This is a genomic window from Iodidimonas nitroreducens, from assembly GCA_000710935.1.
Lineage (GTDB): Bacteria > Pseudomonadota > Alphaproteobacteria > Sphingomonadales > Rhodothalassiaceae > Iodidimonas > Iodidimonas nitroreducens.
Window position 1 is genome coordinate 38,457 of record BAYV01000007.1, and the last position, 12,594, is coordinate 51,050.

Below are 12,594 nucleotides of genomic sequence, written 5' to 3' on the forward strand. Positions count from 1 at the left end.
GTGTGTAAGTTTAAAGTGACAGTTTGATTTGTCAACTTTATATGACGCATGGCCATGCCATATTTCACGAAACCCCGAGGATGAGGATTATTTCCGGGCCAGCAAAAGCCGGGTGATCATGGGCTGAGCGGTTTTTTTCTCGGCGATTTGGCTAAATCCGGCGGTGGCCAGCATCGCCTTCAGGCGATCCGCCCGGCGCGGTTTGCCTTGCCCCATGGCCAGCAGATAAATGCCGAAATAGGCATCGCCCATCGCCCGCGCGCCCTTTGTATCGGCCATTGGCTCGGCCAGCAAAAGGCGCCCCCCCGGGGGCAGGGCTTCATAGGCGGCGGCCAAAAGCCGCTCTACGATCGCATCTTCATGATCATGCAAAATGCGCACGAAACAGATGAGATCAGCTCCCTTTGGCAAGGGATCGCGGGTAAAATCACCGCCCACGCAAGACAGCTTTTGGGCGACCACCAGATCGGATCGGGCATCGCGCGCCCGGGCCGCCACATCGGGCAAATCAAAAAGGATCAAGCGGGCATCCCGGGTTTTTTGGGCGACATGCGCCAAAAACACCCCCTCGCCCCCACCCACATCAAGAATCACCTGATGCCTGTGCACGGGATAAGCGGCCAGCACCTGTTCAGCGATCATATCCTGGGATGCGGCCATCAAGGCGCTGTAGCGGGCAACCGCTTGGGCATCCGGCTTTGGGTGATACGCACCCCCGCCCTTTTGGGCATAGGCCCAGAAAGCGCCCAGTTCGGTGCCGTGCTGCGGATTGCGAAACAGGGCCACGGGATCGGCCAGATCGCGATACAGCATATCATGATGGGCGATCATCGCCAGCAGGCCCCGATCCCCCACAAGGCTCGCCCCCAGGCCCCCCAAAGCATAAGACTCACCCTCAACCCGATCAATCAGATCAAGGGCAGCCCCGGCATCCAAAAGCCGCCGGGCGGCTTCGATCTCAAGCCCATTGGCGCGGGCCAGCGCCTGCAGCGACACCGGGCCATCCGCCAATTGCTCAAACAGATCAAGGGCGACCAAAGCCGCCAGAATCTGGGAATAAACAAAGCCCGCGCACAGATCGAAAAGCGCCGCCGCCCTTTTGCGGGCAATCGGCCGGGTGAGGGGAAAGCGCGCTGCCTGAAAACGAAAGCGGCGACTGGCTAAAAGCCGATTGCGCAGGCGATGAAGCCACGGGTTCAGTGGGCTACTTCCCAGATCATTTGCGGCAGGAAGCTGCGGGTAACAGCCCGGATTTCAGCACATAAAACGGCCCGGCCCGGGCAAAAGGGGATCTGATCGATGGCGCTGGCAATCAGATGTTCCAGCCTTTCAACCGCGCGCGGCAGGCCAAGGGCCAAGGCGGCATTGGGCCGACCCAAAGCATCATCCTGGCCCACCGGCTTGCCTTCCTGCTCGGCGGAACCCGCCACATCGCGAATATCATCGGCCACCTGAAAAGCCTCGCCCAAACGCTCGCCAAAATCGCGCCACCCCTGATCGGCCTCAAAGCCCACTGCCACCGCCCCGGACAGGCTGGCCGCCGCAAACAAGGCCCCGGTTTTTGCCTGCTGATAGGCCGAAAGATCGGCATGGGGCTCGCATTCCCACGCCTGCCCTGCGGCAATGCCCAAAGGCATCCCAACCGATCGGGCCAAAATGCTCAACAGCGCCGATAAGCGCTCGGGCCGGGCTGCGGCCTCGACCGCTAAAATCTCGAAGGCCATCACGATCAGCGCATCCCCGGCCAAAACCGCCAGGCGCTCGTCAAAGGCCACATGCACCGATGGCTTGCCCCGGCGCATGGCCGCATCATCAAAACAGGGGAGATCATCATGAACCAAAGACGCACAATGCAACAGCTCGATCGCGCTGGCGGCCCCAAACATGATGGGCGCATCCTGATGATCGGGCTTTGGTGCCGGGCTGCACGCCCGGGCCACCGAAAGGCACAAGCGGGGGCGAATGCGCGCCCCGCCGGGAAAAACCGCATGGCGCATCGCCGCACCCAAGCGCGGCGGGGCCCCCGGGCCTTCACCGCGATCCAGAGCCCGCATTAAGGTTGCTTCGATTTGGTGCATCGGATCCATCCGGCCTCTCCTGCGCAATGGACTGGTCATGCTTCACTGTCAGATTTTATAGTCACATATTATTGTCAATTAGTATAGACATAAGAGACGCATCAGGCGAAAAACACGGATCAGGAGCATCCATGGCCGCATCAGTGATCATCATCGGCGCCGGGATTGGCGGCTTGAGCGCGGCTTTGGTCCTCGCCTCCCGGGGCTATGCGGTCACCATTCTGGAACGCCAGCCCGTGGCGGGGGGCAAGATCCGCAGCCTTGATGGCGGCGGGCGGCCCATCGATAGCGGCCCCACGGTCTTTACCCTGCGGGCGGTGTTCGATGAAATCTTTGCTTATGCGGGCTTATCTCTTGATGATCATCTCAGCCTTGAACCGGCTTCTGTTCTGGCCCGGCATTTCTGGTCGGGCGGGGCGCGGCTCGATCTTCATGCCGATCCCCAACGCACCTGCGATGCCATTGGCGATTTCGCGGGGGCCGCCGATGCCCGCGCCTATCAAGCCTTTGCTGCCCAATCAAAGCGCTGCTTTGAAACGCTGGATCACAGCTTCATGCGCCAACCCAAACCAAGCTTATCCGGGCTTATCGGGGCGGGATTGCACGGTGGGGCCAAGGGCATGGCCGATCTGCTGGCGATCTCGCCCTTTGCCCGCTATGGGGACAGTCTGGCCCGGCAATTTCGCGATCCCCGGCTGCAACAGCTTTTTGGCCGCTATGCCACCTATTGCGGGTCGTCGCCCTATGCCGCCCCGGCCACCCTGATGCTGGTGGCCCATGCCGAACAAAAAGGCGTATGGCAGATCAAGGGCGGCATGGCGGCGCTGGCCCATGTCCTTGGCGAACGGGCCATCAAGGCGGGGGCCATCTTCTGCCCGCACCATGAGGTCACGGCCATCCGCCCAAGGGGGCCGAAATCCAAAGGCGGGGGGGGCTATGAAATTCTCATCAACCATCAAGGATCGCAGCAGAGCATGACGGCGGATATGATCTTGTTCAATGGCGATAAAACAGCCCTGCAATCAGGTTATTTCGGAAACGAAATGAAAAAGGCTCTACCAAAGCTTGCGCCGGAAAAAGCCCGCGCCGGGCGATCTTTATCGGCGCTCACATGGTCGATGCTGGGGCGAATCGAGGGTGGTCCCCTCCATCATCATATGGTTTGTTTTTCCGATGATTATGGCCGCGAATTTGATCAGCTTTTCCGCCAGAAAGCCGTACCCCATGATCCAACGGTTTATCTGTGTGCGCAAGATCGCAGCCTGAGCGATGACCAGCCCACACATTCAAATAATGCGCATGGCAGCGAGCGGCTGTTCTGTCTGATCAATGCCCCGGCCAATGGCGATCAGAAAACCTATGATGAGGAGGAGATCAAAGGATGCGAAGAGCGGATGCGTCGCCGATTGGAAGCCTGTGGGCTGGAACTCAACAATCCCCAATGGGTGGAAACCACCAGCCCGCAGGATTTTGCGGCCCTTTATCCGGCCACCGGCGGGGCGCTTTATGGCCCGGTGTCTCATGGCTGGCGGGCCTCGTTCCAAAGGCCGGGGGTGAAAACGGCCTGTCCGGGGCTGTATCTGGCGGGGGGGAGCGTGCATCCGGGGCCGGGGGTGCCGATGGCCGCCCTTTCGGGGCTGATGGCGGCCAAAGCGCTGATCAGGGATCACGAGGGCCGGGATTTGACCAGCCCCTGAAGGATGGCGGCTATCTGTGGTATTATTGCGATGCCTTGAGCGAAGATGGGCGCTATGGCCTTACCCTCATCGTTTTTATCGGCAGTGTGTTCTCGCCCTATTATGCGTGGGCTGGCTGGCAGCGGCCGGAAAATCACTGCGCCTTTAACATTGCCCTTTATGATGGCAAAAAACGCTATTGGGCGATGACCGAACGCCGCGCTGACCGGCTGGAAACCAGCCCCCAATGCCTGCGCATCGATCAAAGCAGCCTGCGTTTCACCCCCACGGCCCTGATCGCCGATCTTCATGAAACCAGCACCCCATGGCGGCGGCCCATCCGGGGCCGGATCACCATTCCCCTGCCCGCATCCTTTGGGCCTTTTCATGATCTTGATCCCCATGGCCGCCATCAATGGCGACCGCTCAATCCCCATATGCGGGTGAAAATCGAGATGGACGAACCCCGGATGCACTGGACCGGCCATGGCTATTGCGACATGAACCGGGGCACGGAACCTTTAGAGCGAGCCTTTCGCCAATGGCAATGGTCGCGCGCCCGGCTTGATCAGGAAAGCATTGTTTTCTATGATCTTTTGCGCCGCGATGGCAGCCGTCACGCGCTCGCCCTGCGCTATCATGAAGATGGCAGCACCGAAACTTTTGCCCCACCGCCTTTAACCCGACTCCCCACCAGCGGCTGGCGGATGCGGCGGCTCACCCGCAGTGATCGGGGGGCTGCGGCCACCTGCCTGCGCACCCTTGAAGATTCGCCCTTCTACACCCGCTCGATCCTTGATGTGCCGCTTTTTGGCCAGCGGGCGATTGCCGTTCATGAAAGCCTTGATCTCGACCGGTTTCGATCACCCATCGTGCGGGCCATGCTGCCCTTTAGAATGCCGCGCGGGCAATGGTGGGGATGAGGTTTCCTGTGGATTTTCAGGCCCGGTTTCCGGCGGCTTTTCTTTGGCCAAACGATCCTTGCGCAAAAGCCATAATTCGCGAAACCCAAAGCCCAACACCAGCACAAAGGTCAGGATCATCTCTGCCAGAAACAACCATTGGCCATCCATGATCGCTCCCCATCCTTAAAATTGGCGGGTCCGCAGGGCCTGACGCTCCATCAGGGCCAGAACCCAGCCCAAACGATCCGGTCCGCCATCCGTGCCAAATTCACCGGTCTCATATCCCTTGAGGCTGGCCAGCATCGGCGCATAAGCGGCCGGTAATGGGGCATTTTCCCCATCAGATGATCGCGGCCTCAATCCCAGATTGGCCAACATACTGCGCCCGATCAGGGCCAATTTACGCCCCGGCGGCACCACCGCCCGCACCGTGATCGAATCATAGCCATTGGCGGCAATCCGGCGGCCCAGATCGGCATAGATATAGCGCGCCGCATAAATGCTGGTGCGGCATTCCCGGGGCAAAAGCGCAATGCCGCCATCGGCCCGGGCATAAAGCCGCGCCGCTTCATCGAGCAAGCGGCGGATCACCCCTTTGATGCGATCATCCATCACCGGGCTGGCCAGCCAGCCTTCCGCATCGATCCCCGCTTCTGCCAGCCAAAGGCGGGGCAGATAAAGCCGCCCGGCAATGGCATCCTCGCCCACATCGCGGGCAATATTGCTATATTGCATGGCCACCCCCAGATCGCAGGCACGGGCGATCTGATCGGCGGAACGCACCCCCATCAACAGGGCCATCAAAGCCCCGACCGTGCCCGCCACCCGCACCCCATAGGCACACACATCATCAAGATCCTCATAGGATCGGCCCGCCACATCCCACAAAAACCCTTCAAACAGCAGCTCAAAAAGACCCCTTGGCAATTGATGATGGGCCACCAGATCCGCAAAAGCGCGATCCACCGGATGGGGCAAAGGGCGACCGGCATAGGCATGATCAAGGCGATCATGCAGCCGGGCAAGGGCCGCGCCGCCATGCACGGCATGATCGATGCCATCATCGGCCAGTCGGCAAAAGGCATATAAAACCGTAACCGGCTGACGCACGGCTAAGGGCAAAAGAGTTGTTGCGGCATGAAAAGAATGGGACCCCCGCCGCAATAAGGCCCGGCAGCGGGCATGATCGGCAGGGCTGGCATGGCCGGGATCAAGCGAAGGTCTGCGCATCGGGCACCACCTTGTCGAGGATTTTTGCGGTTGTCAAAACGCCGGGCAACCCGGCCCCGGGATGGGTGCCTGCCCCCACCAGAAACAGATTTTCAATATCTTCCGAGCGATTATGGGGACGAAACCACGCGCTTTGGGTCAGAACCGGTTCCAGCCCGAAAGCCGCCCCCTTGAGCGAGGAAAGTTGATCGCGAAAATCAAGGGGGGTCATCAGGCGCGAGCTGATGACCTGATCCGACAGGCCCGGCAGGACCGTGCGTTCCAAAGCCTGTTCGATGGATCGACGATAAGGCTCGGCCATGCTCCGCCAATCGGTGGGGCCATCCAGATGGGGCACCGGCGACAGCACATAAAACGCATCGCAGCCCGCAGGCGCTAAGCTGGGATCGGTGGCCGTGGGGCGATGGAGATAAAGGCTGAAATCCTTGGCCAGATGATGGCTTTTGAAAATATCGCGTAAAAGCCCGCGATAGCGCGGCCCTAGAAGAATCTGATGATGGGGCACATCTTCATAGCGCTTTTTGGTCCCGAAATACCAAACGAACAGGCTCATGGAATAGCGCGCCCGATCAATCTTGCGATTGGTCCAGCGGCGGCGGGCATGGGCGGGCAGTAAAGTGCGATAGGTGCTGGCGGAACAGGCGTTTGAAACCACGATATCGGCCCGGATGGTCTCGCCACCCTGCAAACGCACACCACAGGCCCAGCGGCCATCGAGAAGGATTTCTTCAACCCCTGCGCCATAGCGGATGTGATTGCCCTGACCCTTGATCAAACCCACAAGGCCATCCACCAAACGGCCCGTGCCGCCCATGGCAAAATGCACGCCCCAATGATGTTCCAAAAAGCCGATCAGATTATAAACCGATGTGGTGGTAAAGGGATTGCCCCCCACCAAAAGGGGATGAAAGCTTAAAACCACGCGCAGGCGCGGATCTTTGATAAAGCGCGAGACCGCCTGATAAACGCTGCGATAGCCCCCCAGCCGGATCAGATCGGGGCCCACTTTCAGCATATCGCGAAACCGGCTGAAGGGCACATCGCCAAGCTGCTCGAAACCGATTTCAAAAACCTGCTGGCTATAGGCCATGAAGCGATCATAGCCCGCAACATCCTCAGGCGAAAAACGCCCGATCTCTGCCCGCATGGCTTCACGATCGCCTGTATAATCAAAGATCGTTCCATCATCGAAACGAATACGATAAAAAGGCGATATGGGCCGCAGATCCACATCGTCGGAAAGCTTTTTGCCGCATAGGGCCCATAATTCCTCGAAAAGAAAGGGCGCAGTGACAATGGTGGGCCCGGCATCAAACACAAAGCCATCCTGACGAAACACCGCCGCCCGGCCGCCCGGCCCATCGCATTTTTCCACAATCGTCACGCGATAGCCCCGCGCACCCAAACGCACCGCCGCCGCCAGGCCGCCAAAACCGCTGCCGATCACCACGGCATGGGGTGCATCAGAACCCGGCCCCGCAATGGGTTCAGAAGAAAGGGGCGCCATGGCCCGGCCATCATCCATGATGATCTCCTGCGGTATCGTCCTTGAAAAGATGGCGACGCAATCGCCCCACCCCGATCAGCAAAATGATCAAAACGAAGGGGATCGAGGCCGCCGTGACCACGGAAGGATCAATCGCAATCCCGTAATCATGCAATCCCTTGGCCAGATAGCCCACAAGCCCCACGATATAATAGGTGATGGCCGCAACCGAGAGACCTTCCACCGTTTGCTGCATCCGCAATTGAATGCGGGCGCGCCGGCTCATGGTTTTCAAAAGGCTTTGATTTTGCTGCTGGCGATCAATATCCACCCGGGTCGATAAAAGCTGGGTGGTGCGCGCCACCCGTTCCGATAAGGATTGCTGCCGCCGGGCCATGGTTTCGCAGGTATTCATTGCCGGTTGCAGGCGGCGTTCGGTAAATTCCCGCAGATTCTGGATGCCCGGATAGCGCTGTTCGCGCAATTCCTCGATCCGCCGGTTCACAAGCTGATAATAGGCCCGCGCCGCATCAAAGCGATAGCTATTAAGGGAAATCCGCCGTTCCAATTCCACCTGCAAGCGGGTGAGCCGATCAAGAAGGCTCCCCTCGTCCTTCGCTCCGGCTTCGGCCATGGCGGAAATGATGCTGACCAGATCATGTTCTTTTTCCGTCAGGATCGGGCCAAGCTTTTGCGCCGTGGGCAAAGCGAGAAGGGCCAGCAAGCGGTAGCTATCGATTTCAAACAAGCGCTGCATCATCCGCCCCGCCTGACGATCCGACATGGATCGGTTGATCATCAAAAGGCGGCTGAACCGATCCCCATGAATGCGAAAATCCTTGAAAGCGGTGGCAGCGCCCCCGCCCACATCCGAACCCAAAAGCACATTGCCGCCAAAATACCGGGCGGCGATCAGGTCGGGATCGGATGGCGCCCCTTCTGGCCGCACGAGGGTTGCATGTTTGGCCACCAGAACCGACCCCGGCAAGGATTGCAGCCAATCTTCAGGCACCAGTTGGATCGCCGGTTCGGCAAACAGATCTTCCCCCACCCCCGGCGCGATAAAGGTATAGCGGGTATATTCCGTATGGCGTTCCCAGCGCAGGCGAAACCGCCCGAAATCGGCACTATAATGATTGCTTGAAGGGCGTGGCTCCACGGCCTGAAAACGCCGGGCCAGTTCTGTCACCGGTTCAAGATCGGACGGCGCAAGATGCCAATCGGTATAAAGCGCCAGATAAGACACCCGGCAGGGCGTGGGCAAGGGTTCCGGCGGGCGGGCATGAACCTCATCATTGAGATTGAAGCGTTCGGGATGATCGACGGGTATCTGCATGCCTTCTTTCATCCCTTCTCATAGCGCGGCTTCATAAACCCATATCTGTCATGATAGACTGACAGATGAAAATGTAAATTCAATTCCCCACAGCTTCATCCTCGCTCACAATCAGGGCAATGATCTGATCGGGATCTTCCTCATGGGCCAGATGCCCCAATCCGGGCAGATGCACCAGATGGGCGCGCGGCACCATCATGGCCAGCTTGGCCTGATAATCGGGCGGAATGGCGCGATCCCCATCCCCGATGATCAGGATCAGCGGGCAGGATAAATGCGCAAGCTGCTTTTCCAGGCTCTCCAGATCCCAATGGGCCATCATCGATAAAGCCCCCGCCACATGCCCCGAGCAGGAAAAGAGCGCACGATAATGGGCGAGACCCTCAGCGGATATGCGCGAGCCGGTATCAAGAATTAACTGCTCCACCACCCGTTTGGATCGCCCGCGCCATGATAAAAGCGAGGGCATCACCGGATTTTCCGCCAAAAAGCGCGCAGTGAGCCGGGCAAATTGGGAAAAAACCGGCAAAGAGCGGCTTTGATAAGGCCGCAAAGCCCCATTGATGGCGATGATCCGATCCGGATTTGCACGCTGATCCAAAACCATCTGGCAGGCAATCGCCGCCCCTGCCGAATGGCCGATGATCCGTGTTGGCACCTGATCGAGATGCCCCAGTAAATCCGCCAAGGCTTTCGCAATCTGTGGCAAAGTCATCTTGAAACCATGGGGGCTGCGGGTAAAGCCATGGCCGGGCAGATCGGGGATGATCACCACCGCATCCTGTGCCAAGGCTGCAAAACTATCGGCAAAGCTGTGCCCTGAAGCGCCAGTGCCGTGCAGCAGCAAAAACACCGGCGGGGGCGGCCTTTCCACGTCCGAGCCCTTTTCCAGCGGCCCGGCCATCTGCACATGCCAGCGAAAACCGCCCACATCGACGAAACGGCTAAGGCGGCGATGGGGCCAGTTTTTCCCCTCGATGGAAAAATCAGGATAATGCAAAAAGGGCGAGACCATTTCAGCCCCCCTTTCGATTATGATATTGCACCACATCCGAAAGCGATGTTGCATCGGCGCGGGGTAAAAACACATAATCCGCACCCATGGCCGCCGCTAGTTCCTGCGCCGCAAGGCCCGCGCGCCGGGCCGTATCCACCAATATGGCTGCCGCCCCAAAATGCCGCAAAGCCCGGGCTGCCAGCATGGCATCCGCCTTGGCCTGATCCCGCCCGGGCAAACCCTCACGATCAATATTCCCCCGGCCATCGGTGAGCACCACCAGAAGCGGCCGCTGCCCGGCCTTTTGCACCTGCCCTGCCAATTGCAACAGGGCTTCAAGCCCCATAGCCAAAGGGGTGCCGCCACCCCCCGGCAGGCCCGCCAGGGATCGCCGGGCCCGGGCCAAAGAGCGGGTGGGCGGCAGGATGATATCGGCAGCCGTGCCGCGAAAGGCGATCACCGCCACCTGATCGCGGCGGATATAACAATCGGCGAGCAACAATTCCACCGCGCCTTTGGCCTCGGCCAACCGCTCCATCGCCGCCGAGCCGGACGCATCCACAAGAAAAATCGTGGCGGTTTCGCTGCGCTGTTTATAACGGATGACGCGCAGATCATCGGGTCGGATCAGCACCCGATGCGCCTGCTCGCCCCCATGATCCGCCTGATTATGCAGGGCCTGGCGCCGCAGGGCCTGCCAGGGTGCAGCGGCCCGCAGGCTGGCCAGAAGATCAAGACGCGCGCCATCGCGGGGCAGACCGGGGCGCACCCCCACCGGGCGACCCCGGCGCACAGACAGGGTTTTCGCCATCGCCGCCCGCTGCCCGCCCCGGGATCGGCTGGCGGCTTTATCACCTGCCCCCTTTTGCAAGCCCGCCAAAAGATCGGGCTGCAGATGCGCCATCACCGCATCGAGCAGGCGATCTTCGGCCCGGCCATCGCCAAGAGACTCGGTGGGGGGTTCACTGGAGGACTCACTGGGGGTCTCATTGGGGGCGCCGTCACTGGGGGCCTCACTGGGGGCTTGATCCTCATCTGGTGGCGTCGCGGGGTCATCATCTGGCGGGTCGCTCTCTTGTCGATCTTCCGGTGCCGGAAAGCGCGTGGCCCGGGGCAATAAAACCAGCCGCACGGCAAGGGCTGCATCCTCATCATTGCTGATAATGCGGCCATCCAAAGCGGCGGCGGCCAGGGCCACCCGCAAAGCCAGTATTTCCGCCCGCACCGAAGCAATCCCCAAGGCCTGCGCCGTTTCGCACAGATCACGAATCAAGCCATCTGCCGCCTCTACATCCTGAAGTCGGGCGCGGGCGGCGCTGATTTCATCCTCATGAAAAGGGGCGCCGCCAATCTGACGATGGCTGAGATCATCCAAATACAGATGAATGCCCAAGCGATCTCTCAGCACCAGCGGGGCTGGCTCTTCATCCTCTTCATGTTCATCAATGGCCACCAGCCCAAAGCGTGCATCAAGACGATCAATCGCGGCAGCGATCTGGCCCGCCACCGAAGGCAGCAGCCGATCCGCCATCCGCAACAGCACGAGGCCGCCATCCGCTTGCGCCAGAAGGCCGGGGCTGTGGACCGGCTTGCCGCTTTTCAGGGTAGCGATCAAATCCAAGCCCCCGGCCAGCGCCTCCTGACTGATCTGGCCCGGACAGGGCCTGATGATGATCCCCGCATCCGCCGCCATTTCCAGCAAGGCAGCCAGCCATGCATCCCGCACCGGGCCGGGATGGGCGCGCAGATGCACCCCGCCAAGGCCCACCGGATCGATCAGCAGCAAAGCCGCCGCCGTCATCGCATCCGGCCAGCGATGATCTATCCCCTCTGGCCCATCATCCCCCAGCGCGGTCATAAGGCATCAAAGCGGTCGGCAATCACCCGCTCCACCCGGGCGGCGGAACCGGCATCATCCAAGGGATCCCGGCGCAAACGATGGCCAAGCGCCGCCGGTGCCATCCGCCGCAGATGATCGGGGCCCACCACATCATCGGCTTCAAAAGCCGCCAAAGCCCGGGCCACCCGGATCAGGGTCAGTTCACCCCGCAGGCCATCGGTTCCCAGATCCACACACAGGCCCGCCGCCAGCGCCAGCATCTCATCGGGCACGGTGATCTGGGGCAGGCGGCTTTGGGCAGCGAGGATTTTCTTGCGCAAAATGCCATCGCGTGGGCGATAGCGCTTGATGAAGGCTTCGGGATCATGCTCATAAGCATCGCGGCGACGAACCACCTCGACCCGGGTGGGAATATCGCGCGGGGTGACCACATCCACCGCCAAACCAAATCGATCCAGCATCTGTGGCCTTAAATCCCCTTCTTCAGGATTGCCCGAGCCAATGAGCACAAAACGCGCCGGGTGGCGAATGCTCAGCCCTTCGCGTTCCACCAGATTTTCCCCCGATGCGGCGGCATCGAGCAACAGATCGATGATGTGATCTTCTAAAAGATTGACCTCATCAATATAGAGAAAACCGCGATTGGCGCGGGCGAGCAGGCCCGGTTCAAATTTTTTCTCGCCACTGGTCAGCGCCCGTTCAATATCAAGGGCCCCCACCACCCGATCTTCGGTCACCCCCAAGGGCAAATCCACCACCGGCACCGGAACCATCCGGCTTTTAACGGCTGCGGATTTAGCCTGACGCGGGCAGCCATCAGCGCATGGCCCCCGCGATGGATCGGGGGCGCAGCCATAGGGGCAGCCCACCACCACCTCGATCTTTGGCAAAAGCCCGGCCATCGCCCGCACCGCCGTTGATTTACCGGTGCCCCGATCCCCCATGATCAAAACGCCCCCGATCCGGGGATCGACAGCGACCAGAATAAGGCCCATGATCATCGCATCCTGACCAACCAAGGCTGAAAAGGGATAGGGCTGTGCCAT

Annotated in this window: 11 protein-coding genes; 2 read left to right on the forward strand and 9 right to left on the reverse strand. The window is 60.3% G+C overall.

Annotated features, from left to right (window positions below; all coding sequences use genetic code 11):
* Positions 1-87 precede the first annotated feature (87 nt).
* Together AQ1_RS02490 and AQ1_RS02495 are read right to left on the reverse strand one after the other, a co-directional pair.
* Complete coding sequence (locus AQ1_RS02490; RefSeq protein ID WP_042083798.1) at positions 88-1,215, reverse strand: methyltransferase; 1,128 nt, start codon at positions 1,213-1,215, stop codon at positions 88-90.
* Positions 1,197-2,087, reverse strand: coding sequence for a polyprenyl synthetase family protein (locus AQ1_RS02495; RefSeq protein WP_042083800.1), 891 nt, complete (start codon positions 2,085-2,087; stop codon positions 1,197-1,199). Before AQ1_RS02495 ends, AQ1_RS02490 begins: the two co-directional genes overlap by 19 nt.
* A gap of 122 nt (positions 2,088-2,209) precedes the next feature.
* Here AQ1_RS02495 and crtD point away from each other — a divergent pair, with 122 nt between their 5' ends.
* Both crtD and AQ1_RS02505 read left to right on the forward strand, forming a co-directional pair.
* Positions 2,210-3,775 (forward strand): 1-hydroxycarotenoid 3,4-desaturase CrtD, encoded by a 1,566-nt coding sequence (crtD, locus tag AQ1_RS02500; RefSeq protein WP_042083803.1) that lies wholly within the window; start codon positions 2,210-2,212, stop codon positions 3,773-3,775.
* Between the two features lie 35 nt (positions 3,776-3,810).
* Positions 3,811-4,677: a carotenoid 1,2-hydratase gene (locus AQ1_RS02505; RefSeq protein WP_042083805.1), complete on the forward strand. Its 867-nt coding sequence runs from the start codon at positions 3,811-3,813 to the stop codon at positions 4,675-4,677.
* Here AQ1_RS02505 and AQ1_RS02510 read toward each other — a convergent pair.
* From AQ1_RS02510 to bchI, 7 genes are all read right to left on the reverse strand, one after another.
* Positions 4,618-4,827 carry a hypothetical protein gene (locus AQ1_RS02510; protein WP_042083807.1) on the reverse strand — a complete coding sequence of 70 codons (210 nt, stop codon included), beginning with the start codon at positions 4,825-4,827 and terminating at the stop codon, positions 4,618-4,620. The two genes, AQ1_RS02505 and AQ1_RS02510, sit on opposite strands and share 60 nt — an antisense overlap.
* A gap of 15 nt (positions 4,828-4,842) precedes the next feature.
* Positions 4,843-5,889 (reverse strand): phytoene/squalene synthase family protein, encoded by a 1,047-nt coding sequence (locus AQ1_RS02515; protein WP_042083809.1) that lies wholly within the window; start codon positions 5,887-5,889, stop codon positions 4,843-4,845.
* Positions 5,870-7,396 carry a phytoene desaturase gene (locus AQ1_RS02520; protein ID WP_042083912.1) on the reverse strand — a complete coding sequence of 509 codons (1,527 nt, stop codon included), beginning with the start codon at positions 7,394-7,396 and terminating at the stop codon, positions 5,870-5,872. The genes AQ1_RS02515 and AQ1_RS02520 overlap by 20 nt, the downstream gene beginning before the upstream one ends.
* A gap of 10 nt (positions 7,397-7,406) precedes the next feature.
* Positions 7,407-8,711 (reverse strand): DUF3422 family protein, encoded by a 1,305-nt coding sequence (locus tag AQ1_RS02525; RefSeq protein WP_042083915.1) that lies wholly within the window; start codon positions 8,709-8,711, stop codon positions 7,407-7,409.
* A gap of 79 nt (positions 8,712-8,790) precedes the next feature.
* Entirely contained in the window at positions 8,791-9,726 is a 936-nt protein-coding gene (gene bchO / locus AQ1_RS02530) for an alpha/beta fold hydrolase BchO (protein WP_042083812.1), read from the reverse strand.
* Position 9,727: 1 nt separating this feature from the next.
* The gene (locus AQ1_RS02535; protein WP_081837026.1) at positions 9,728-11,566 is read right to left on the reverse strand and encodes a magnesium chelatase subunit D; all 1,839 of its coding nucleotides are present in this window, start codon (positions 11,564-11,566) and stop codon (positions 9,728-9,730) included.
* On the reverse strand, positions 11,563-12,594 hold the full coding sequence (gene bchI, locus AQ1_RS02540; protein ID WP_042083815.1) for a magnesium chelatase ATPase subunit I: 1,032 nt from the start codon (positions 12,592-12,594) through the stop codon (positions 11,563-11,565). The genes AQ1_RS02535 and bchI overlap by 4 nt, the downstream gene beginning before the upstream one ends.

What these genes read in the sequence shown, in the direction of transcription:
- crtD (WP_042083803.1), top strand. Translation starts at nt 2,210, where the DNA reads ATGGCCGCATCAGTGATCATCATCGGCGCCGGGATTGGCGGCTTGAGC.
- AQ1_RS02510 (WP_042083807.1), bottom strand. Translation starts at nt 4,827, where the DNA reads ATGGATGGCCAATGGTTGTTTCTGGCAGAGATGATCCTGACCTTTGTG.
- bchI (WP_042083815.1), bottom strand. Translation starts at nt 12,594, where the DNA reads ATGGCACAGCCCTATCCCTTTTCAGCCTTGGTTGGTCAGGATGCGATG.
- AQ1_RS02495 (WP_042083800.1), bottom strand. Translation starts at nt 2,087, where the DNA reads ATGGATCCGATGCACCAAATCGAAGCAACCTTAATGCGGGCTCTGGAT.
- AQ1_RS02535 (WP_081837026.1), bottom strand. Translation starts at nt 11,566, where the DNA reads ATGACCGCGCTGGGGGATGATGGGCCAGAGGGGATAGATCATCGCTGG.
- AQ1_RS02525 (WP_042083915.1), bottom strand. Translation starts at nt 8,711, where the DNA reads ATGCAGATACCCGTCGATCATCCCGAACGCTTCAATCTCAATGATGAG.
- bchO (WP_042083812.1), bottom strand. Translation starts at nt 9,726, where the DNA reads ATGGTCTCGCCCTTTTTGCATTATCCTGATTTTTCCATCGAGGGGAAA.
- AQ1_RS02520 (WP_042083912.1), bottom strand. Translation starts at nt 7,396, where the DNA reads ATGGCGCCCCTTTCTTCTGAACCCATTGCGGGGCCGGGTTCTGATGCA.
- AQ1_RS02515 (WP_042083809.1), bottom strand. Translation starts at nt 5,889, where the DNA reads ATGCGCAGACCTTCGCTTGATCCCGGCCATGCCAGCCCTGCCGATCAT.